Origin of the sequence: Pseudonocardia asaccharolytica DSM 44247 = NBRC 16224 (genome assembly GCF_000423625.1) — a bacterium.
GTDB classification, from domain to species: Bacteria; Actinomycetota; Actinomycetes; order Mycobacteriales; family Pseudonocardiaceae; genus Pseudonocardia; species Pseudonocardia asaccharolytica.
In genome coordinates this window covers 173,323-194,719 of sequence record NZ_AUII01000001.1, presented here as the reverse complement: position 1 = coordinate 194,719, position 21,397 = coordinate 173,323, and the positions used below count along the sequence as shown (strand labels likewise).

The 21,397-nt window shown below is 72.0% G+C and carries 22 protein-coding genes and 1 pseudogene; 11 read left to right on the top strand and 12 right to left on the bottom strand.

Features of this window, described 5'->3' with window-relative positions:
• The first annotated feature begins 7 nt into the window (after nt 1-7).
• On the top strand, nt 8-844 hold the full coding sequence (locus tag G567_RS0100930; RefSeq protein WP_028928485.1) for a DNA-formamidopyrimidine glycosylase family protein: 837 nt from the start codon (nt 8-10) through the stop codon (nt 842-844).
• A gap of 61 nt (nt 845-905) precedes the next feature.
• On the opposite strand, the gene G567_RS0100925 is transcribed toward G567_RS0100930, so the two are convergent.
• The 4 genes from G567_RS0100925 to rimO form a co-directional block, all read right to left on the bottom strand.
• The gene (locus G567_RS0100925; RefSeq protein WP_028928484.1) at nt 906-1,721 is read right to left on the bottom strand and encodes a PspA/IM30 family protein; all 816 of its coding nucleotides are present in this window, start codon (nt 1,719-1,721) and stop codon (nt 906-908) included.
• Nucleotides 1,722-1,945: 224 nt separating this feature from the next.
• A complete protein-coding gene (locus G567_RS26050) occupies nt 1,946-2,350 on the bottom strand; it encodes a helix-turn-helix domain-containing protein (RefSeq protein ID WP_037055243.1) in 405 nt (134 codons plus the stop codon).
• 137 nt (nt 2,351-2,487) lie between these two features.
• Nucleotides 2,488-3,102, bottom strand: a complete 615-nt coding sequence (gene pgsA, locus G567_RS0100915) for a CDP-diacylglycerol--glycerol-3-phosphate 3-phosphatidyltransferase (RefSeq protein WP_147201079.1) — start codon at nt 3,100-3,102, stop codon at nt 2,488-2,490.
• On the bottom strand, nt 3,099-4,541 hold the full coding sequence (gene rimO, locus G567_RS26045; RefSeq protein ID WP_037055383.1) for a 30S ribosomal protein S12 methylthiotransferase RimO: 1,443 nt from the start codon (nt 4,539-4,541) through the stop codon (nt 3,099-3,101). The genes pgsA and rimO overlap by 4 nt, the downstream gene beginning before the upstream one ends.
• 134 nt (nt 4,542-4,675) lie before the next feature.
• On the opposite strand from rimO, the gene G567_RS0100905 reads away from it, so the two are divergent.
• The 4 genes from G567_RS0100905 to G567_RS0100895 all read left to right on the top strand — a co-directional run bounded on the left by G567_RS0100905 (nt 4,676) and on the right by G567_RS0100895 (nt 6,831).
• Complete coding sequence (locus G567_RS0100905; RefSeq protein ID WP_147201080.1) at nt 4,676-5,173, top strand: amino-acid N-acetyltransferase; 498 nt, start codon at nt 4,676-4,678, stop codon at nt 5,171-5,173.
• Nucleotides 5,174-5,251: 78 nt separating this feature from the next.
• Entirely contained in the window at nt 5,252-6,079 is an 828-nt protein-coding gene (locus G567_RS0100900; RefSeq protein ID WP_037055240.1) for a helix-turn-helix domain-containing protein, read from the top strand.
• Nucleotides 6,080-6,163: 84 nt separating this feature from the next.
• Entirely contained in the window at nt 6,164-6,325 is a 162-nt protein-coding gene (locus G567_RS34710) for a VOC family protein (RefSeq protein ID WP_161631658.1), read from the top strand.
• A 26-nt stretch (nt 6,326-6,351) separates the two neighbouring features.
• Nucleotides 6,352-6,831 carry a tRNA (cytidine(34)-2'-O)-methyltransferase gene (locus G567_RS0100895; RefSeq protein ID WP_028928480.1) on the top strand — a complete coding sequence of 160 codons (480 nt, stop codon included), beginning with the start codon at nt 6,352-6,354 and terminating at the stop codon, nt 6,829-6,831.
• A 24-nt stretch (nt 6,832-6,855) separates the two neighbouring features.
• Here the strand turns inward: G567_RS0100895 and G567_RS26040 are convergent, their stop codons facing one another.
• Both G567_RS26040 and G567_RS0100885 read right to left on the bottom strand, forming a co-directional pair.
• Nucleotides 6,856-9,420 carry a DNA translocase FtsK gene (locus tag G567_RS26040; RefSeq protein WP_051232014.1) on the bottom strand — a complete coding sequence of 855 codons (2,565 nt, stop codon included), beginning with the start codon at nt 9,418-9,420 and terminating at the stop codon, nt 6,856-6,858.
• A 78-nt stretch (nt 9,421-9,498) separates the two neighbouring features.
• Nucleotides 9,499-9,939: an Lrp/AsnC family transcriptional regulator gene (locus G567_RS0100885; protein WP_161631650.1), complete on the bottom strand. Its 441-nt coding sequence runs from the start codon at nt 9,937-9,939 to the stop codon at nt 9,499-9,501.
• Between the two features lie 81 nt (nt 9,940-10,020).
• Between G567_RS0100885 and lat the strand changes: the two genes are divergently transcribed.
• Nucleotides 10,021-11,328 (top strand): L-lysine 6-transaminase, encoded by a 1,308-nt coding sequence (gene lat / locus G567_RS0100880; RefSeq protein ID WP_028928478.1) that lies wholly within the window; start codon nt 10,021-10,023, stop codon nt 11,326-11,328.
• 41 nt (nt 11,329-11,369) lie between these two features.
• Nucleotides 11,370-12,950 carry an aldehyde dehydrogenase family protein gene (locus tag G567_RS0100875; protein WP_245585488.1) on the top strand — a complete coding sequence of 527 codons (1,581 nt, stop codon included), beginning with the start codon at nt 11,370-11,372 and terminating at the stop codon, nt 12,948-12,950.
• 15 nt (nt 12,951-12,965) lie between these two features.
• Here the strand turns inward: G567_RS0100875 and G567_RS36980 are convergent, their stop codons facing one another.
• Together G567_RS36980 and G567_RS36975 are read right to left on the bottom strand one after the other, a co-directional pair.
• A complete protein-coding gene (locus G567_RS36980; RefSeq protein ID WP_425414230.1) occupies nt 12,966-13,292 on the bottom strand; it encodes an aromatic-ring hydroxylase C-terminal domain-containing protein in 327 nt (108 codons plus the stop codon).
• Nucleotides 13,213-13,791 (bottom strand): annotated as a pseudogene (locus tag G567_RS36975) (FAD-dependent monooxygenase); the annotation flags it as partial. The gene G567_RS36980 and the pseudogene G567_RS36975, both read right to left, overlap by 80 nt.
• Between G567_RS36975 and G567_RS26030 the strand changes: the two are divergent.
• Both G567_RS26030 and G567_RS0100860 read left to right on the top strand, forming a co-directional pair.
• The gene (locus tag G567_RS26030; protein ID WP_373865921.1) at nt 13,682-14,827 is read left to right on the top strand and encodes an RNA-guided endonuclease InsQ/TnpB family protein; all 1,146 of its coding nucleotides are present in this window, start codon (nt 13,682-13,684) and stop codon (nt 14,825-14,827) included. The pseudogene G567_RS36975 and the gene G567_RS26030 sit on opposite strands and share 110 nt — an antisense overlap.
• A complete protein-coding gene (locus G567_RS0100860) occupies nt 14,796-15,485 on the top strand; it encodes a TetR/AcrR family transcriptional regulator (RefSeq protein WP_084795638.1) in 690 nt (229 codons plus the stop codon). The genes G567_RS26030 and G567_RS0100860 overlap by 32 nt, the downstream gene beginning before the upstream one ends.
• 43 nt (nt 15,486-15,528) lie before the next feature.
• On the opposite strand, the gene G567_RS0100855 is transcribed toward G567_RS0100860, so the two are convergent.
• From G567_RS0100855 to thyX, 4 genes are all read right to left on the bottom strand, one after another.
• Nucleotides 15,529-17,226, bottom strand: a complete 1,698-nt coding sequence (locus G567_RS0100855; protein ID WP_051232011.1) for a ribonuclease J — start codon at nt 17,224-17,226, stop codon at nt 15,529-15,531.
• 136 nt (nt 17,227-17,362) lie between these two features.
• Nucleotides 17,363-18,370 (bottom strand): 4-hydroxy-tetrahydrodipicolinate synthase, encoded by a 1,008-nt coding sequence (gene dapA, locus G567_RS0100850; protein WP_028928473.1) that lies wholly within the window; start codon nt 18,368-18,370, stop codon nt 17,363-17,365.
• Between the two features lie 53 nt (nt 18,371-18,423).
• Entirely contained in the window at nt 18,424-19,050 is a 627-nt protein-coding gene (locus G567_RS0100845) for a TIGR03085 family metal-binding protein (RefSeq protein ID WP_028928472.1), read from the bottom strand.
• Nucleotides 19,051-19,080: 30 nt separating this feature from the next.
• Nucleotides 19,081-19,833, bottom strand: coding sequence for an FAD-dependent thymidylate synthase (gene thyX / locus G567_RS0100840; RefSeq protein WP_028928471.1), 753 nt, complete (start codon nt 19,831-19,833; stop codon nt 19,081-19,083).
• Between the two features lie 76 nt (nt 19,834-19,909).
• On the opposite strand from thyX, the gene G567_RS0100835 reads away from it, so the two are divergent.
• Together G567_RS0100835 and G567_RS0100830 are read left to right on the top strand one after the other, a co-directional pair.
• Nucleotides 19,910-20,419 carry a toxin-antitoxin system HicB family antitoxin gene (locus tag G567_RS0100835; protein WP_028928470.1) on the top strand — a complete coding sequence of 170 codons (510 nt, stop codon included), beginning with the start codon at nt 19,910-19,912 and terminating at the stop codon, nt 20,417-20,419.
• Between the two features lie 5 nt (nt 20,420-20,424).
• The gene (locus G567_RS0100830; protein WP_028928469.1) at nt 20,425-21,369 is read left to right on the top strand and encodes a DUF4097 family beta strand repeat-containing protein; all 945 of its coding nucleotides are present in this window, start codon (nt 20,425-20,427) and stop codon (nt 21,367-21,369) included.
• Nucleotides 21,370-21,397: the final 28 nt, after the last annotated feature.

Sequence of the window (21,397 nt, the reverse complement as noted above, 5' to 3'; positions counted from 1 at the left end):
TCGAACCGTGCCCGAGGGCGACACCGTCCACCTCGCCGGCAAGCGGCTGGGCGCCGCGTTGGTCGGCCACCGGCTGCGGCGGGGCGAGCTACGGCATCCGCGCTGGGTCGAGCACGACCTGGCAGGCCGGACCGTCACCGGGGTCGCCACCGTCGGAAAGCACCTGTTCACCCGCTTCGACGACGGCCGCAGCCTGCACAGCCATCTCCAGATGGACGGTGCCTGGCATCTCTACCGGCCAGGGATGCGCTGGCGGCGACCGGCCCACCAGGCGCGGGTGGTGCTCGAGACCGGCGACCGGGTCGCCGTCGGGTTCGCCCTGCACGATCTGGAACTGCTCCCCACCGCCGACGAGGACCGGCTGGTCGGCCACCTCGGCCCCGACCTGCTCGACCCCGGCTGGGACGACGGGCACGCCGCGGCGGCGCTGCGCAGGCTCACCGCGCGACCCGATCAGGAGATCGGGCTCGCGCTGCTGGAGCAGCGGGTGATGGCGGGGGTAGGGAACCTCTACCAGACCGAGGTGTGCTTCCTCCTCGGGCTCTCGCCGTGGACGCTGGTGCGCGACGTGCCCGACCCGCCCGCCGCGATCGCGCTGGCGCGCGAGTTGTTGCGGCGCAACGCCGATCGGCCCCAGCAGAGCACCACCGGATCGACGCGCGCGGGTGAGGCGCAGTGGGTGTACGGGCGGGCGGGCCAACGCTGCCGCCGCTGCGGCACCCGGATCCGCTCGGCGAAGCAGGGCGACGGGGTCCACGCGCGGGCGGCCTACTGGTGCCCGCGCTGTCAGCCGGGTCCGGCCCCTCCCCCGCGCCATGGAGCCACCCGCGCCATGGAGCCATGACATCCTTCCAAGCGGGCCAGAACCGCGTTATGGAGCCATAACGCGGTTGGGCGAGCGCGGCTCAGGCGGTGCCGGGCTGCTGCTGGCCCTGCGGCTGCGCGGGCGCCGGCTGGGCCGGGGCGGGCTGGCCCGCGGTGACCTCGCCGGCGACCGGGGTACCGCGCAGCGAGGCGCGGATCTGCTCGAGCCGGTTCTGCCCCGCCATGTCGACGGTGGACTGCTGCACCTCGAGCATCCGGCCCTGCACCGAGTTCTGCGCGAGTTCGGCGGAGCCCATCGCATTGGCGTAGCGCCGCTCGATCTTGTCGCGGACATCCTCCAGCGAGGGGGTATTGCCCGGCGCGGACAGCTCGCTCATCTGCCGCAGCGAGGCCGCCGCCTGCTCCTGCATCTTGGCCTGCTCGAGCTGGCTGAGCAGCTTGGTCCGCTCGGCGATCTTCTGCTGCAGCATCATCGAGTTGCGCTCGACGGCCTGCTTGGCCTGCGCCGCGGCCTGGATCGACTGGTCGTGCAGCGTCTTGAGGTCCTCGATCGACTGCTCGGCCGTGACCAGCTGGGTCGCGAACGCCTGCGCGGCCTGCTCGCGCTGCTGCGCGGTGGTCTCGTCACCGGCGGCGCGGGCCTGATCGGCCAGCACGAGCGCCTGGCGCGCCGACGCCTGCAGCTTCTCGATCTCGCCGAGCTGCCGGTTGAGCTTCATCTCCAGCTGCCGCTGGTTGCCGATGACCGCCGCCGCCTGCTGGGAGAGTGCCTGGTGCTGCCGCTGGGCGTCCTCGATGGCCTGCTGGATCTGCACCTTGGGGTCGGCGTACTCGTCGACCTTCGACGAAAACAGCGCCATCAGGTACTTCCAGGCCTTGGTAAAAGGGTTGGCCATCTGTTCCGCCTACCTCCGAGTGCGACACCGTCTGTCACCGCGCCATGCCGGCCCCGCGGTACCGGTGCGCGCTCCGCCCATCGTGGCACCGCGCCGGGCCCGCTTTCCAGCACCCGCCGACGATATCGGGGATCTTCCGGAGGCCGCCTTCGGGGCGGCCCGGAGGCCAGGCTACCGAATCGGGTAAGGGAGCGCAGTCGGGCGTCGCCGCCGGCGGCCGGCGCTCAGGCCGCCGCACTGACCTGCGTCGCCGGAGCCGGCGGTGCGGCCGTCGGCTGCGGGCTGACCAGCGGGTTCGGCGAGGCCCGGTCCGGCGACGATGTGGAGGCCATGGTGCCCGCGATCCGCAGCTCGGCGTGACGCTGACCGATCGGAACGACCATCGGGAGCCGCATCGAGGCCGCCATGTCCTCGGCCGCGGCCGCCAGGAGATCGGGCAGCGTGATATCGAGAGCTGCACAGATCGAGGCCAGCAGCTCGCTGGACGGCTCCTTGACCCCGCGCTCGACCTCCGAGAGGTAGCCGAGGCTCACCCGCGCGCTCCGGGACACCTCGCGCAGGGTCCGTCGCCGTACGGTCCGGGCGCGCCGAAGGCTGCCGCCGATCGCTTCACGCAGCAGCACCGCCATGCCACCCTCCTCATCACGCCCGTGGGACCGGCCCGGCCATGACCGGCGCCGGTGGACTCACCGTACCGACTCCGGCTGACAGGCGTCTGCGATCATGCCGCCGCGAGGCGTTCGCCCACGGCGAACGCGCAGGTGGCTCAGGGACTCTCGTGGAGGGTCGCGGCGGCGCGCAACCGCATCGCCTGCAACACGTAGTCCAGCCCGGTGCCGACGGTCAGCACGATCGCGAGCACGAGCACCGTCAAGCGCACGGCCAGGATGACGGCGAGGTCGCCGAACAGCTCGAGCGGCACCAGGTACAGGCCGATGGCCAGGGACTGCACCGCCGTCTTCACCTTCCCGCCACGGCTGGCCGGGATGACGCCGTGGCGCAGTACCCAGAAGCGCAGCAACGTGATGGCCAGCTCTCTTCCCATGATCACGAAGGTGGCCCACCACGGGATGAGCCCGAGGAGCGAGAGCCCGATCCACGCCGCCCCGGTCAGTGCCTTGTCGGCGATCGGATCGGCGACGGCGCCGAAGGCCGTGACCAGTCCCCGTCTGCGCGCGATCCGGCCGTCGAGCCGGTCGGTGAACGCGGCGACCGCGAACACGCCGAACGCGGTGAGCCGCCAGTCCACGCTGCGGCCCTCCTCGACCAGCAGCGCGGCCAGGAACACCGGGACCAACAGCAGACGTAGCCCGGTGAGCACGTTGGCGATGTTGAGCAGCGGCACCGGTTTGCCCGACGGGCTGGACGCTTCCACGGTCACGTCGACCCTGGTATCGCGGGTTCCCGTTGCGCGGACGCGAGAACCTCACGCGGCGAGACAACCAGGTCGGCACCCTCGGTGTCGACGACCACCGCCCGCACGAGGTCACCGGGTGCCAGCCCCGAGCCCCGCTCGATGATGCACTCGCCGTCGACCTCGGGAGCCTGGTGTTCGGCCCGTCCGGTGCATTCGAAATCCTCGTCCTCCCCGTTCTCGACGAGTACGGTCACCTCGGTACCGACGCGATCCTCGGCACGCTGGACCATCAGCTCGTCGACCAGCGCGGAGATCCGCGACACCCGGGCGGCGATGACCTCGGCGGGCACCTTGTCGTCATAGCCCGCGGCCTCGGTGCCCTCCTCGTCGGAGTAGCCGAACACCCCGACCGCGTCGAGCCTGGCCGCGGTGAGGAACGTCTCCAGCTCGGCCAGATCGTCCTCGGTCTCACCGGGGAATCCGACGATCACGTTGCTGCGGATGCCGGCCTCGGGCGCGATCGCGCGGATCCGTTCGCACAGATCGAGGAAGTCGGCCCTGGAGCCGAACCGGCGCATCCGGCGCAGCACCGACGGGCTGGCGTGCTGGAAGGACAGGTCGAAGTACGGCGCGACGCCCGGGGTGTCCGCGATGACCCGCAGCAGGTCCGGCCGCAGCTCGGCGGGCTGCAGATAGCTCACCCGGACCCGGTCGATGCCGGGCACCTCCGCCACCCGCGGCAGCAGCTCGACCAGTGACCGTGTGCCGCCGGGCAGGTCCTTGCCGTAGGACGTCGAGTTCTCGCTCACCAGCACGACCTCCCGGACGCCTTGGCGAGCCAGCCAGGCGGCCTCGGCGACGACGTCGTCCGGCGGCCGCGAGACAAAGGCGCCGCGGAAGGAGGGGATCGCGCAGAACGCGCAGCGCCGATCGCAGCCCGAGGCCAGCTTGAGGGGTGCGACGGGGCCGTCGGAGAGCCGGCGCCGCGACAGATCGGGGACCCACGCATGCCCGGGCACCGAGACGTCGGTTGCGGCGGCCGGGCGCTGCACCGGCGCGAGCGGCAGCAGCGTCCGGCGGTCGGTGGGGACGTGCGGGGCGGGGGCGTGCCCGCCGAGCAGATCGCCGAGGCGGTCGGCGAGGTCGGGATAGGCGTCGAAGCCGAGCACGGCGTCCGCCTCGGGGAGGCTTTCGGCCAGCTCGGCGCCGTAGCGCTCGGCCAGACACCCCACCGCCACGACCTTCGCGCCACCGTCCTTGGCGACGTCCGCCGCGGCCAGCAGGGTGTCGATCGAGTCCTTCTTGGCCTGCTCGACGAACCCGCACGTGTTGACCACGATGACGTCCGGCGCCGGGCCGCCCGCGGACGAGTCGGCCGCCACCAGCTCCCAGCCGCTCCCGACCAACCGGCCGGCCAGTTCCTCGGAATCGACCTCGTTGCGGGCACAGCCGAGGGTCAGCAGGGCGGCACGGCGCGGAGCGTCAGCGGAGCGCCCATCGACACGGCGCGGAGCGTCAGCGGAGCGCCCATCGGCACGACTGGGTGTGGACACGCCGGTCAGGGTATCCGTCGTCCGGTGATCTACCCTGACCTGCCGTGGCAGAGGTGCTCGTGCGGCGAGCTCGGACCACCGACGTGACGGCCATCAAGTCCCTGATGGACGCCTATGCCGGGCGGGTCTTGCTGGCCAAGGAAATCGTCACCCTTTACGAGTCGGTGCAGGAGTTCCTGGTCGCCGAGCTGGACGGCGAGGTGGTCGGCTGCGGTGCGTTGCACGTGCTGTGGGAGGACCTCGGCGAGGTCCGCACCGTCGCCGTACACCCGCAGATTCTGGGCCAGGGCGTCGGGCACGCGATCGTCGACGGGCTCATCGCCAATGCCCGCGAACTCGGGCTGAGCCGGCTGTTCGTGCTGACGTTCGAGAGGACTTTCTTCGGCAGCCACGGGTTCGCCGAGATCGATGGGACGCCGGTGTCGCCGGACGTCTTCGCCGCGATGTTGCGTTCCTACGACGCCGGCGTCGCGGAGTTCCTCGACCTCGCCCATGTCAAGCCCAACACGCTCGGCAACGTTCGGATGATGCTTCACCTGTGAGTGCGTAACAGTGTTCTAACACTGTTACGCACTCACAGGCCGCGTCGAGCTGCGGATAGTCGGCCGTACCCTGCGCCTATGGGCACACCCCTGGCCGCTGCCCACACCCGCGACGAGCTGGTGTGGACGCGGCCGTCGCCTGCGCTGCGCGACTACGTCACCGGCTGCATCGGCTACCGGATCGCCCCCACCGAACCCGCCACCCATCAGGGCGTTCCCTCGGCGCATCTGACGTTGCTGCTCTGCCTCGACGGCACCGTCGAGCTGCTGCGGATGCCCGACCCGGCCCGCTCTCCCGGCTCGTTCTCGGCCATGGTCGGCGGCCTGCACAACGCGCCCGCGGTGATCGCGCAGGGCCCCCCGCAGACCGGGTTGCAGTTGCGGCTGACCTGGCGCGGCGCCCGGGCGCTGCTCGATGCCCCGGCCGGGTTGCTGGCAGGCGACGTCGTCGACCTCGGTGCGTTGCTGGGAAACCGCATCGGCCCTCTGCTCGACCGTCTCGCCACCGCCCCCTCATGGGCCGAGCGGTTCGCCCTGCTCGACGCCACGCTGACCCGCCTGGCCATGCGGCGGCGCCGTGAACCGCCGCCCGAGGTCGGGTACGCCTGGGATCGGCTGGCGGCGGCCGGGGGCATGCTGCGAATCGAGGAGCTCGCCCGCGAGGTCGGCTGGAGCCGGCGGCATCTGGCCGACCGGTTCCGCCGGGAGATCGGCCTGGCCCCCAAGGCCGCGGCCCGCGTCATCCGCTTCGAGCGAGCCTGCGACATGCTGCGCGCCGCGCGCCGGCCCGCACTCGCCGCGGTCGCGTCGGAATGTGGCTATGTCGATCAGGCACATCTGGCTCGCGACTTCCGCGACCTCGCCGGTATCACCGCCACCGCGTGGCTGGCCGAGCGGCCGAGCTGAGGATCTCCCATTCGTCCACGACGGCCGACGGCCATGGCCCCCACGATTTCCCCCTGACCGCAGTCAGCGAGACAGCACCGTCCCATCCATGTCGTCGTCGCAGACCCGGACGCGCTGTTCGCCCGGGTCACGGCGGGCGCCACCGTCATTCGCGGGCTCGAGGACACCGACTACGGCAGCCGCACCTTCGCGGTGCGCGACCCCGAGGGCAACGTCTGGAGCTTCGGGACCCCGTACTGGCGTTGAACCGGCGCGGGAGCAGGATCGACCAGATGTTCCGGATCGTACTGCTCGCCCCCGAGATCCCGCCCAACACCGGCAACGCGATCCGTCTGGCGGCCAACACGGGCGCCGAGCTGCACCTCGTGGAGCCGCTCGGCTTCTCCCTGGGCGCCCGCGACGTGCGCCGGGCCGGGCTGGACTACCACGAGCTCGCCGAGGTGCGGGTGCACGCTGACCTCGACGCCGCGTGGGCCGCGCTGCTACCGGCGCGGGTCTTCGCGTTCGCCACGACGGCGGAGCGCTGCTACGCGGATATCGCCTACGCGTCGGGCGATGTCCTCCTGTTCGGTGCCGAATCGACCGGGCTTCCCGCGGCGGTGCAGCAGGCTCCGCAGATCACCGATCGGGTGCGGCTGCCGATGTTGCCGGATTCCCGGTCGCTCAACCTGTCCAACACTGTCGCTGTCGCCGTCTACGAGGCGTGGCGCCAACAGGGTTTCCGCAGATCGACGCCGCCCGTGAGTGCGTAACAGTGTTAGAACACTGTTACGCACTCACGGGGGTTCGGGGCCGGAGCCGCCTCGGATCAGCCAGAGCACGTTCTCCAGCTCATCGGGCTTGATCAGAACCTCCCGGGCCTTGGATCCCTCCGACGGTCCGACGACACCGCGCGACTCCAGCAGGTCCATCAGCCTGCCCGCCTTCGCGAACCCGACCCGCAGCTTGCGCTGCAACATCGACGTCGAGCCGAACTGCGAGGTGACGACGAGCTCGGCGGCCTGCAGCAGCACATCCAGGTCGTCACCGATATCGGGGTCGATCTCCTTCTGCTCGCCGGCCTTGGCCGCGGTGACGCCGTCGGTGTAGGTGGGCTCGGCCTGCTCCCTGGTGAACGCGACGATCGCGGCGATCTCGTCATCCCCGACGAACGCGCCCTGCATCCGCACCGGTTTGCTCGCACCCATCGGCAGGTACAGCGCGTCGCCCATGCCGATGAGCTTCTCCGCGCCCGGCTGGTCGAGGATCACCCGCGAGTCGGTGAGCGACGAGGTGGCGAACGCCAGCCGGGACGGCACGTTCGTCTTGATCAACCCGGTGACGACGTCGACGGACGGCCGCTGCGTGGCCAGCACCAGGTGGATACCCGCGGCACGGGCCTTCTGGGTGATCCGCACGACCGCGTCCTCGACGTCGCGCGGCGCGGTCATCATCAGGTCGGCGAGCTCGTCGACGATACAAAGTATGTAGGGGTAAGGCCGATACTCCCGCTCACTACCCGGAGGCGCCGAGATCTCCCCGGAACGCACCTTACGGTTGAAGTCGTCGATGTGCCGCACCCGGCTGGCCTGCATGTCCTGGTAGCGCTGCTCCATCTCCTCCACCAGCCAGGCCAGCGCCGAGGCCGCCTTCTTCGGCTGGGTGATGATGGGCGTGATCAGGTGCGGGATGCCCTCGTACGGCGTGAGCTCGACCATCTTCGGGTCGATCAGGATCATCCGGACCTCGTCCGGCGTCGCCCGCGACAACAGCGAGACCAGCATCGAGTTGACGAAGCTGGACTTGCCGGAGCCGGTCGAGCCCGCGACCAGCAGATGCGGCATCTTCGCCAGGTTCGCGGCGAGGAAATGCCCCTCGATGTCCTTGCCGAGCCCGATGACCAGCGGATGCTGCTCGGAACGCGCGTGGGCGCTGCGCAGGACGTCCCCGAGCCGCACCATCTCACGGTCGGTGTTGGGCACCTCGATGCCGACGGCCGACTTGCCGGGGATCGGCGCGAGCAGCCGGACGTTGTCGGTGGCGACCGCATAGGCGATGTTGCGGGTCAGCTGGGTGATCTTCTCGACCTTCACGCCCGGCCCGAGCTCGATCTCGTAGCGGGTGACGGTCGGGCCGCGGGTGAATCCGGTGACCTGCGCGTCGACGTCGAACTGCTCGAGCACGCCGGTGATCGCCTCGATCATCGCGTCGTTGGCGCGGCTGCGGGTCTTGGGCGCCGGGCCGGTCGGCAGCAGATCCGCGGGCGGCAGCAGGTACTCCGACTCGCTCACCGGCTCCCGGATGGCCATGGCGAGCTGTTCGTCCGCGGCCTGCGGCGGCTCGGGTTCGGGTGTGGACGCCGCGACCGCGGCGGTCGGGCCGGCCTTGGGCGGGCTTGCGCTCTCGTTCGCCGCTGGGCCCGGGCCCTCGTCGTCGCGGTCGTCGTGATCGTCCCGGTTGTCGTGATCGTCGCGGTCGTGGTCGTCACGGAACGCGTCGGCCTCGCGGGCCTGGCGTCGTCGCGACGGCCGGCGCCGCGACGGCCGCCGCAGCGGCTCGACCTCGGCCTCGAGCACCGGGTCCGGCCCGTCCGGCGCGGCCTCGTCGTCGGCGTCCCCGGCGTCCGGGACGGGACGGCCGAACAGCCGGAAGACCCGGTTGGGGAGCTCCCGCACCGGCGTGTCGGTCAGGACCCCGAAGGCATAGCCCGACAGCAGGACCAGCACCGGCGCGGCGACCCATCCGGTGAGCCCGCTGGCCAGCGGCGCTGCCGCGAGATAGCCGATCGCGCCGCCGCCCTGCGACCACATAGCGGGGTCGTCCGGGAGACCGGTGAACAGGTGCACCAGACCCTGCGCGCCCAGGGTGAGCAGCAAGGTCCCCAGCACCATCCCCGGCCGCGCCTGCGGATGCGACTCGGAGATCATCAGCACGATCCCGACACCGAGCAGCACCACCGGCAGCAATACCCCGGTCACCCCGAGGACCGCGCCGATGGCTACGGACAACCCGCGCCCCACCGGCCCGCCCGCCCCCCACCAGACCCCCGCGGCCACCACCACGGCGAGCACGATGACGGCGACGCCGAGGCCGTCGCGCCGATGCGCGGGATCGATCTCCCATGCCCGGCCCACCGCTCGCCCGGCCGACCTCCCGAGCCTGACCACCCCGCGCCCGACCGCGTCGATCCCGCGGTCGAGCAGGTCGGGGCCGCGCCGGGGCGACGGCTTACGGGGCGCGGGACGCCGCGTCGACCCGGACGAGCGACGGGTCCCGGACCGCCCGGACGAGGCGCCGCTCCCGGTGCTCCGGGCCGACCGGGCCGCGGTGGGCCTGCCGCCTGCGGTCGTCCGTCGTGCCATGCACCCACGGTATCCGGGAGATCGCCCCGCTCGGGGGACCGACACCCGGGCACCGCGGCCGCCCGGAAGACGGCTGGCTCACGCGTACCGCGTCAGCACCACCCAGGTCGTCGTGCGGACCGTCTCCGGCCAGCCGGAGATCCGGTCCAGCACCGCGTCCAGCTCGCCCGCGCTGGGCGCCGTGACGAGCACCATCAGGTCGTACTCCCCCGTGACCGTCTCGATGTCGGTGACACCGGGCAGCCCGCCCAGCCGCCGCACGTACCCGGCGACATCGGCGGTGCGGACGATGATGCCGACCCGGGCCCGGTGCGCCGCCGCGACGCCCGGCAGCACGACGTCGGCGTGGTAGCCGCGGATCACCCCGTCGCGTTCGAGGCGCTGGACCCGGGCGAGCACCGCCGTGCGCGACAGCCCGACCGTGCGCCCCAGCTCCGCCATCGGGGCACGCCCGTCGGCCGCAAGCAGCGCCAGCAGCCTGCGGTCGAGGTCATCGAGCTGACGATCCGTCGGTGGCACAGCCGACATCGTGGCACTCCGCCGGGCAATACCGACGCTCGGCGTCGGTGTGCGGGCGCCGAGCGCGTCCACACTGGAGGCATGCCCGTCACCCTCCCCGTTCCGCCCGGGCGCGTCCACCAGACGCTGCGCCGCCACCTGCTCGTGGACGGCTTCGATCTCGTGCTCGACACCCGTGCCAGCCGCGGGTCCTGGCTGGTGGACGCCCGTGACGGAAGCCGCCACCTGGACCTGTTCAGCTTCTTCGCCTCCGCGCCGCTGGGCATGAACCATCCGGCGCTCACCGAGGATCGGGCGTTCCTCGACGAGCTCACCGAGACCGCCGTCAACAAACCGTCCAACTCGGACGTCTACACGACACAGCTGGCGGCGTTCGTGGCGACCTTCGAGCGGGTGCTGGGCGATCCGGCGCTGCCGCACCTGTTCCTCGTCGAGGGCGGGGCGCCGGCCGTCGAGAACGCGCTGAAGACCGCGTTCGACTGGAAGCGTAGGCACAACGCGCTGTGCGGCCGACCGGCCGAGCTGGGGACGAGGGTGCTGCACCTGCGCCGGGCGTTCCACGGCCGCAGCGGCTACACGCTCTCGCTCACCAACACCGACCCGCGCAAGACCGCGTTGTTCCCGACGTTCGACTGGCCGCGCATCGACGTGCCCGCGATCCGGTTCCCGATCGACGTCGCCGAGGTCGAGGCCGCCGAGCACCGCGCACTCGCCCAGGCCCGCGCCGCGTTCGCCGCGCATCCCCACGACATCGCGTGCTTCATCGCCGAGCCGATCCAGGGCGAGGGTGGCGACAACCACATGCGCGGCGAGTTCCTCCGGGCGATGCAGGAGCTGTGCCGCGAGCACGATGCCCTGTTCGTGCTCGACGAGGTGCAGACCGGCTGCGGGATGACCGGCACCCCGTGGGCCTACCAGCAGCTCGGCGTGCAGCCCGACATCGTGGCGTTCGGCAAGAAGCTGCAGGTCTGCGGGATCATGGCGGGCGGCCGGGTGGACGAGGTGCCCGACAACGTCTTCCGGGTGTCCTCGCGGATCAACTCGACGTGGGGCGGCGGGCTCACCGACATGGTGCGGTCCCGGCGCTACCTGGAGGTGATCGAGTCCGAGGGACTCATCGAACGCGCCGCCGTGCTCGGAAAGCGGCTGCTCGACGAGCTGGCCACGATCCCGGAGGTCGACAACGTGCGCGGGCGCGGCCTGTTCGTCGCGGCCGACCTGCCCACGCCCGAGGCGCGCGACGCCGTGCTGACCCGGCTGCGCCGCGACGAGAAGGTGCTGATGCTCGGCTGCGGGGAACGCTCGATCCGGTTCCGCCCCGCGCTGACGATCGGCGAGGACGAGCTGGACCTCGCGGTCGCGGCTCTGGCGCGGGCGGCGCGGTCATGACCCGCGCACGTCCCCAACCGCAGCATGGTGGCTTTCCTCCGGTGGGAACGCCGGGCACGAGCACACGGCGGCCGCGGGAGATCGGCTCGTTCATCGGCGGCACCTGGCGCGACGACGCCCCGGGCGGGCGGCTGACCTCCGTCGACCCGGCCCGCGGCGAGCCGGTCGCCGAGGCCCTGCTCGCCGACGCCGGCCTGTTCGCCGAGGCCTGCCGCACCGCCCAGGCCGCGCAGCGAGCCTGGGCGGCCGTGCCCGCCCCGGTGCGCGGGCGCATGATCGAGCAGATCGGACGGCTCGTCGAGGCGAACAAGGAGGCGCTCGCCGCGCTCGTCACCCGCGAGATCGGCAAACCCGTCACCGAGTCCCGCGGCGAGGTGCAGGAGGTGATCGACACCTGCGCGTTCTTCGCCGGCGAGGGCAGGCGGCTCTACGGCCAGACCGTGCCGAGCGAGATGCCCGACAAGCAGCTGTTCACCTTCCGCGTGCCCGTCGGGGTCGCCGCGATCGTCACGGCCGGGAACTTCCCCGTCGCCGTCCCGTCCTGGTACCTCGTGCCGGCGCTGCTCTGCGGCAACGCCGTGGTGTGGAAGCCCGCCGAGTACACGCCGGCGATCGCGGAGGCGTTCACCGAGCTGTTCGTCCACGCCGGGCTGCCCGCCGGGGTGCTGGGCACGGTGCTCGCCGACGGGCCCACCGCGTTCGACGGGCTGTCGACGGCGCTGGCCGCCGGGCTCGTCGACAAGATCGGGTTCACCGGCTCGTCCGCCGTCGGCATGCGGATCGGCGAGCTGGCCGGGCGGCATCTGCAGAGCCCGTGCCTGGAGCTGGGCGGCAAGAACCCGCTGGTGGTCATGCCCGATGCCGACCTCGACCTGGCTGTCGAGGGCGCGTTGTTCTCCGGGTTCGGGACGGCCGGGCAGCGCTGCACGTCGCTGGGCACCGTGATCGTGGATGCCTCGGTGCACGACGAGTTCCTGCGCCGGTTCGACACCGCCGTGCGCTCCGCGGTGATCGGCGATCCCACCCGCGAGGACGTGCTCTACGGGCCGATGATCTCGCAGCGGTTCCTGGCGTCGTTCGAGAAGCACCTCGGGTTGATCGGCCCCCACCACGTGCTGCACGGCTCGACCGGCACCGGCCGGATCACCGCGGCGAACCCGCGGCGGGGCTTCGCCGGCGACGCGGAGGCCGGCCTCTACGCCCACCCGACGATCGTGTCCGGCGTGCGCGGCGACGACGAGATCGCGCGCACCGAGACGTTCGGCCCGATCGTCGGGGTGGCGGCGTTCGAGACGTTCGACGAGGCCATCGCGCTGGCCAACGACCACGGCTACGGGCTCTCCGCCGCGATCTACACCGAGACGCCGGCGCACGCGTTCCGGTTCCGCGAGCGGGTGAGCGCGGGCATGGTGAGCGTGAACAACTCGACCTCGGGCGCCGAGGCCCACCTTCCGTTCGGCGGCAACGGACGCTCGGGCAACGGCAGCCGCCAGTCGGGGATCTGGGTGCTCGACCAGTTCACCCGCTGGCAGTCGATGAACTGGGACTACGCGGGTCGCCTCCAGAAGGCCCAGACGGACACGGCGGTGCTGCCCGGCGATCCCGGCTTCCGACTCCCGTGAGACCGGGGCGCGCGTTCAGGTGGCCACGCCCACCGGCTTGCGGGTGATCGACGACAGCGCATCGGCCAACCCGTCCGCGCCGGCGTCCTGGTCCGCCCAGGCGACATAGCCGTCCGGGCGGATCAGCAGCCCGGTGAACGAGGACGGCTCGGCCGGTTTCGCCGTGACGACGTGCACGCGCTCGCCCCAGCCCCGCGGCGGCCTCGCGCACGGCCGCGGAGTCGGCGAGGTCGAGCAGCAGCGGGCGGGCGTCGTGGCAGTGCTCCCCCAGCCGGGTCCCGTCGGCGAGCGCGATGTCCGGCGCGCCGGCCCCCACGAGCGGGTGCCCGTCGCCGAGGTCATAGCGATGCAGCACGCCGGAGAGCTTCTTCGCGAGGTAGGTGGCGCCGTCCCCGGTCGCGAGCAGGTCACCGACCACCTGCTGCAGGGCGCGCGTGCGCACGTCGGGGCGCATGAGGGCCACCTGGGCGCGCGTCCAGTCCTGCACCCATGCCCCGACCGGGTGTCGCTCGCGCGTGTAGCCGTCGAGCAACCCCTCCGGCGCCCGGCCCTGCACGGTCGCCGCGAGCCTCCACCCCAGGTTCATCGCGTCGCCGATGCCGAGGTTGAGACCCTGGCCGCCGAACGGGGAATGCACGTGCGCCGCATCGCCGGCGAGCAGCACCCGGCCGAGGCGGTAGGTGCTCGCCTGCCGGACGTTGTCGGTGTAGCGGGTGGCGGACCGCACCTTCGTGACAGTCACGTCCACGCCCGAGACCCGCCGCAGGCTCTCCTGCAGCTCCGTCGCGGTCACCGGTGTGTCGGAGAAGATCAGCCCGACCGAGGTGCAGCGCCGGATCATCACGCAGGCGAAGACCACCCCGGAACGGGCGTGGCTGGGCGAGGTCGCGTCGGTGGCGCTGGTGCAGTCGGTGCGGGACGCACACCGCGCGCATGCGAATTTCCTCGACTCGCTCACCGGGCGCCGGAAAGGGCGTCGGGTCGGCTGCCCACGGTTCAAGTCGCGCAAGGACAACCGGCAGTCGTTCCGGCTCACCCGCAACGGGTTCACACTCCGGCCGAACGGCCGCCTGTACCTGGCGAAGATCGGGGACGTTCGGGTGCGTTGGTCCCGGGAGCTGCCGTCCGTCCCGTCGTCGGTCACGGTCATCCGGGAGCCGGACGGGCACTACTACGCCTCGTTCGTGGTCGAGGTCGACCCGACACCGTTGCCGGTCGCAGCACAAGAGTGCGGGGTGGATCTCGGGGTGTCACGGTTGGCGACGGTCGCCACCTCAGCGGGTGGCCGAATCGACGTGGCGAACCCGAAGCATCTCGGTCGCAAGCTGCGGAAGCTGCGCCGGTTGGAGCGGGAGAAGTCTCGCCGGGCCAAGGGCGGCACGAACCGGGCCAAGACGCGACGCAAGGTCGCGATCCAGCACGGCAAGGTGTCTCGGGCTCGTCGGGATTACCACCACAAGCAGGCCCTCGCGTTGATCCGCGACAACCAAGCGGTGTACGTGGAGGACCTGAGCGTGGCCGGGATGGTGCGCAACCGCAGGTTGGCGCGCGCGATCTCCGACGCCGGGTTCGGCCGGCTCGTCCGAATCCTGGAGGAGAAGGCCGAGCGGTACGGCCGCACGGTCCACAAGATCGATCGCTGGTTCCCGTCGTCGAAGCTGTGTTCGGCGTGCGGAGCCGTCCAAGAGTCGATGCCGCTAGCCGTGCGCTCGTGGACGTGCGCGTGCGGGGCGGTGCACGACCGGGACCACAACGCCGCGAAGAACATTCTCGCCGCCGGACGGGCGGAGAAGCTAAACGCCTGTGGAGCCGGTGTAAGTCCACTCACAAGGGTGGCGGTCGGCGATGAAGCAGGAACCACGCCAGACGCGGCGTAGCCGCGTAGGAATCCCCGTCCTTCAGGTCGGGGAGGACGTCAAAGGACTGCGGGAGCAGAAGAAACAGGCGACGCGCCGGCACATCGCCGACGTCGCCACGGCGCTGTTCGTGGCCAAGGGATTCGACAACGTGACGGTCGCCGAGATCGCCGAGGCCGCGCACGTGTCGAAGATGACCGTCTTCAACTACTTCCCGCGCAAGGAGGACCTGTTCCTCGACCGGCACGCCGACCGCGTCGCCGGCCTCGAGCGGGTCATCCGCGAGCGCCCGGCCGGCGTCTCCGTGGCCACGGCCCTACGCCGCCACCACCACGACCTGCTCCAGGCCCGCCACCCGCTCTCGGGCGCCACCGAGGGCGTCCGCTGGTTCTGGCAGATCCTGCGGTCCACCCCCGCGCTCGTGAGCCGCATGCACGAGCAGGGCCGCGAGATCGAGGACGCCTTCGCCGCGGTGCTGGCCGACGAGTTCGGCGACCCCCGGCGCGCCCGGCTCGTGGCGAGCCTGCTCGCAGCGGCGGTCGGCGCGATCTTCGGCACCGCCGTGCAGCGCCTCCTCGACGGCGACGACGTCGAGGAGGTGCGCCGTGACCAGGCGCGCATCATCGACGAGGCATTCGACCTGCTGGAACACGGGATCGGCGACTACGGAAGGCGGTGACCTTGCCGCATCCCCGTTGCGGCAAGGTCACTGGCAGGGGCGTTCAGACCGCGATGACCGTCGGCACGATCATCGGGCGGCGGCGGTAGGTCTCCCCCACCCACTTGCCCACCACGCGGCGCACGGACTGGGCGATGCGGTGGGTGTCGGTGATGCCCTCGATCTCGGTGCGCGACAGCTCGTCCTCCACCAGCGGAAGCACCGCGTCGAGCGCCTTGGGGTCGTCGGAGAACCCGCGCCCGGACAGCGTCGGCCGCGACCTGGCCCGCCCGGTATGGGCATCCACCGCCACCGTGATCGCGATGAACCCACCCTCGCCGAGCACCAGCCGGTCGGTCAGTGTGGTCTCGCCGACGTCGCCGACCGCGAGCCCGTCGACGTAGACCCGCCCGACCTCCACCCGGCCCGTGATCCGCGCGCACCCGTCCACGAGGTCGACGACGACACCGGCCTCGGCGAGCACCACCGACTCCTCCGGCACCCCGGTCCGCACCGCCAGCCTGCCGTTGGCCCGCAGGTGCCGCCACTCCCCGTGGACGGGCATGACGTTCGACGGCCGCACGGCGTTGTAGAGGAAGAGCAGCTCACCGGCGGAGGCGTGGCCCGAGACGTGGACCTTGGCGTTTCCCTGATGCACCACGGTCGCGCCGAGCCGGATCAGCCCGTTGATCACCCCGAAGACGGCGGTCTCGTTGCCCGGGATCAGGGAGCTGGCCAGAATGATCGTGTCCTCCGGCCGGATCCGCACCGAACGGTGCTCGCCGCGCGCCATCCGCGACAGCGCCGAGAGCGGCTCACCCTGCGACCCGGTGGACACCAGGACCAGCTCGTCGTCGGGCAGCGTCATCGCCTCGTCGAGTTCGACGAGCAGCCCGTCGGGGATCTCCAGCAGCCCCAGCTCGGCCGCCACGCCCATGTTGCGCACCATCGAGCGGCCGACCAGGCACACGCGGCGCTCGTGCGCCACCGCCGCGTCGATCACCTGCTGCACCCGGTGCACGTGGCTGGCGAAGCAGGCCACGATGATCCGCGACGGCGACCGCTGGAACACCCCGTCGATGATCGGGCCGATCTCCCGCTCCGGGGTGACGAAACCGGGCACGTCGGCGTTGGTGGAGTCGACCAGGAACAGGTCCACCCCCTCGTCACCGAGCCGGGAAAAGCCCGCGAGATCGGTGAGCCGCCCGTCGAGCGGGAGCTGATCGAGCTTGATATCGCCGCTGTGCAGCACCAGCCCCGCCGGCGTGCGGATCGCGACGGCCAGCGCGTCGGGGATCGAATGGTTGACCGCGAAGTACTCGCAGTCCCACGGCCCATGCCGCAGCCGGTCTCCCTCGGCCACCTCCAGCAGATGCGGGGTGAGCCGGTGCTCCTTGCATTTGGCCGCGACGAGCGCGAGCGTGAACCGCGATCCGACGATCGTCAGGTCCGGCCGCTGGCGCAGCAGGAACGGCACCGCGCCGATGTGGTCCTCGTGGCCGTGGGTGAGCACGAGGGCGTCGATATCGTCGAGCCGGTCCTCGATGGCCCGGAAGTCGGGCAGGATCAGATCGACCCCGGGCGAGTCCTCGGCGGGGAACAGCACGCCGCAGTCGACGATCAGCAGCCGGCCGTCGTACACGAAGACGGTCATGTTGCGGCCGATCTCGCCGATGCCGCCGAGCGCGAAGATCCGCAGCCCGCCGTCGGGCAGCGGCGGCGGTGGTTCGATGGGCAGCTCGTCGGGATTGGCCTCGTCCACCGGTCTGGGCGCCTGGCGTTCCCGCCGGGGCGGGCGGGACCGCCGGTCCGACCGGGAACGGTCGGACCGGCCGGGCGGGCGGCTCACCGTGATTCCTGCGGTGTGACCGGGCGGCCGGATGCGCGGGCAGTATCGATCACGAGAGCGCGACCTCCGCGCCGAGATCGGCCGCGGCGCGCGCCCCGAGCGCCCCGTGACCGCGCCGGTCGTCCTGGTGCGGCGAGACATCCTGGTCGAGGACGACACCGGCCGCGGTGAGATCCGCGGCGATCGCCGCGACCTGCTCCTCGGTCGCCGGCGGCAGCGGCAGCCGGGGCTCGCCGACGTCCAGCCCGCGCAGCCGCAGCGCCGTCTTGGCGAACACCGCCCCGCCGACCCGGCCCATCGCCCGGATCACCGGAAGCGTCGCGTAGTGCAGGGCGCGGGCCCGATCGTGCTCACCGGCCTCGTAGGCGACGAGCATGGCGCGCAGCCGATCGGCGATCACGTGGCCGATCACGCTGACGAAACCGACCGCGCCGACCGACAGCCACGGCAGGTTCACGGGATCGTCGCCGGAGTAGTAGGCCAGCGTCGTCGTCGCCAGTACCTCGGCCCCGACGCGCAGGTCGTTGCGCGCGTCCTTGACCGCGACGATCCGGGGATGCTCGGCGAGTCGCTGCAGTGTCTCGACCTCGATCGGGATCACGCTGCGCGGCGGGATGTCGTAGAGCATCACCGGCAGGTCGGTCGCGTCGGCCACCGCGGTGAAATGCAGCACCAGACCCGACTGCGGTGGACGCGAGTAGTACGGCGTCACCACGAGCAGGCCGTGCGCGCCCGCCTTCTCCGCCGCCCGGGCCAGGTGCACGCTGTGTGCGGTGTCATAGGTGCCCGCGCCCGCGACGACCGTCGCGCGGTCCCCGACCGCGCCGACCACCGCGCGGATCAGCTCCGACTTCTCGGCGTCGGTGGTCGTCGGGCTCTCCCCGGTGGTGCCGTTGACCACGAGGCCGTCGTTGCCGAGGTCGACGAGCTGGCCGGCCAGCTCCTCGGCTTTCGCGAGGTCGAGCGCCCCATCGGAGTCGAACGGGGTGACCATCGCGGTCAGCACCTGACCGAACGGGCGGCCCGGTGGACGCTGTTGAGCTGGGGTCGGCCTCATGGTCTCAGACCGTACCGCTCGGGCGACCGAAAGTACGTCAGCGGACCGCCCCGCTACACGCCGCGCCGGGCGCCGCGATACGCGTCGAGGTCGGCGGCCGAGCCCAGGAGCTCGACCCGCGCCGCGGACCGCCCGAAGGCGTGCAGCACGAGCTCGGCGGGCTCACCGACGACCGTGACGAGGCCGCGCCCGGTGCGCACGACCTGCTGCTCGCCGTCGGGTCTGCGCAGCAGCACCGCGACCGGAACGCGGCGCAGCAGCATGCGGCCGATCCGCCCGAGCAGCGCCCAGAGCTCGGCGTCGCGGTCCGCGTCGGGTTCGCGCGGTTCCCAGCCCGGCTCCCCGCGCCGGACATCCTCGTGGTGCACGAAGAACTCCGCGCCGTTGACGAGCTCGTCGATCTTGCCGACCCGATAGGGCGACCATGGCGGCGGGCCCTCGCGCAGCTCGTCGATCATGCTCTGCCACGGGGTGTCGGCGTAGCCCTGCATGGCGCGCTCGGTGACGGGGGCGAACGCGGACAGCACGATGCCGGGCGTCGCCCACGGCTGGCGCTCCCGGACGAGCAGGTGCGCCAGCAGGTCGCGAGTGGTCCAGCCCGCGCAGAGCGTCGGCCGGTCGGGGCCGGATCGCTCGAACTCGTCGCAGATCGCTGCTCGTTCGGTGGTCGCGAGGCTCACGCGCCCCAACCTACCGGTGCGGCGTTGTCCCTACCCCTCGGTGACATACGGGCTCGAGGCGATGTCCGTGCCGTCCTCCAGCGACTGGATCTCGAAGTCGTTGAAGACGTTGGGCACCTCGCGCTGCAACTCGCGCAGGCAGGCGATGGCAAGGCCGCGGATCTCGACGTCGGCGTGCTCCGTGGCGCGCATCCCGATGAAATGCCGCCAGGCGCGGTAGTTGCCGGTGACGACGATGCGCGTCTCGGTGGCGTTGGGCAGCACCGAGCGGGCCGCCTGACGAGCCTGCTTGCGGCGCAGCGTGGCGTTCGGGACGTCGGCGAAGCGCCGCTCCAGGCCGGCCAGGAGCTCCTCGTAGGCCTTGACCGAAGCCGCGGTGGCCTCGAGAAACTGCGCGTGCAGCTCCCGGTCCTCGGCGATGACGTCGGGCTCCACCATCGCGGCGTCGCGTTCGGGCACGTAGCGCTGCGAGAGCTGGCTGTAGGAGAAGTGCCGGTGCCGGATCAGCTCGTGGGTGAGACTGCGCGAGACACCGGTCAGGTAGAAGCTGACCGTGCCGTGTTCGAGCACCGACAGATGTCCGACCTCGAGGATGTGCCGCAGGTATCCGGCGTTCGTGGCGGTGACGGGATTGGGTTTGGCCCACGACTGGTAGCAGGCCCGGCCGGCGAACTCGGCCAGCGCCTCCCCGCCCTCGGCGTCGGTGCTCCAGGGCACGTCGGCCGGCGGGAAGAACTCCGTCTTGGCGACCAACTGCACACGCAGGGGCACGGTGTCCGGCATGCGGCGAGCGTAGCCGGGAGCTCTGACAGCGCAGACCGCGCTTGCGGTGACGTCATATAGACGCCATAATGGCGTCATGGATGTCAGCCAGTACGTCACGCAGCTGCGTGAGGATCTCTCGGCGGCTGCGGCCGCCGGCGATGAACAGACCCGGCGGACCGCCGCGCTGCTCGGCGCGGCGCTCGAACCCGCCGCGCGCCTGGCGATCATGAACGCCCTCGCCGACCTCGCCGCCGAGGTGACCGCGGCGCTGGGCGACCGGGTCGTCGAGGCCCGGCTCGACGGGCGTGAGGTGCGCATCTCGGTCAGCCCGGAGCCGACGGAGCACGAGGCCGAGTCGCCGGCGTCGCATTTCCCGCCCACCGGCGCGGATGCCGGCGATATCAGCCGCATCACGCTGCGGCTGGTCGAGCAGATCAAGGGCCAGGCCGAGCAGGCCGCGGCGGCACAGGGAGTGTCGCTGAACGCATGGCTGTCACAGGCCGTGCAGGGAGCGCTGTCGGGCAAGGCCGGCAAGCGGGGCAGCCGCGGCGACTGGGGTCGTGGCGATGACGGACGCCGCGTGCGCGGCTGGGTACGGGGGTAGACGGAATGACCGAGGACGCGATGAACGGTGCGGCGGACGAGCCGGAGCACGAGGTGGTCCGCCAGCAGAGCTGGCCGGCCGACGGCACCGCCGAGCTCGAACTCTCGATCGACGTCGGCCGGGTCGGCGTGGCGCTGGAGGACATCGACGAGGTTCGGGTCGAGATGCGCCACGACCCGTCCGCGGGCAACCTGTGGGCCCAGGGGCTGAGCGGGCTGTTCAACTGGATCGGCAGCGCCACCGGCGCACCGGAGGGCTTGTTCACCGGCCAGGCCGACATGGCCAACCAGGCCGTGCGGGCGACCGAGATCAGCTGGTCGGAAACCGGCAGGCGACTGGTCGTGCGCTCCCCGCAGCAGGTTCCGCTGCGGATGGTGCCGCTGGCCGTCACGGTCAGCGCGCCGTCCCGGTCGCGGCTGGCGATCCGCGTCGGTGCCGCCGACGTCCGGGTGACCGGCCAAGCCGGCTGGACCGCGGTGCGCACCGGTTCGGGCAGCGCCCGGCTGGAGGCGATCGACGGGGACGCGGACGTCTCGGCCGGCTCCGGCGAGGTCGACCTGGGTCCGATCAGCGGGCGCGCGCGGGTGCGCACCGGATCGGGGAACATCACGGTGGCCGCGCTGGCCGGGCGGAGCGAGATCAAGGCGGGCAGCGGCGACGTGCGGCTCGGCGAGGTGACCGGCGACCTCGGCGTGCGCACCGGATCCGGGGAGGTCACGGTGGCGGACGCGGTGTCCGGCCAGTTCGATCTGACGACCGGGTCGGGCGGGTTGCGGATCGGGGTGCGCTCCGGGGTGACGGCCGAGCTCGACGTTTCCTCGGGCTCGGGCCGCACACGCAGCGACCTCGAGGTCGGCCACGTGGCCCCGGAGCAGCCCGCGGCGCTGCAGATCCGCGGCCGCACGGGCACCGGCAACATCCTGGTCACCCGCGCCTCGATCGTCGTCTGAGCCAGGCTCAGCTCAGCGCCGAGGTTCG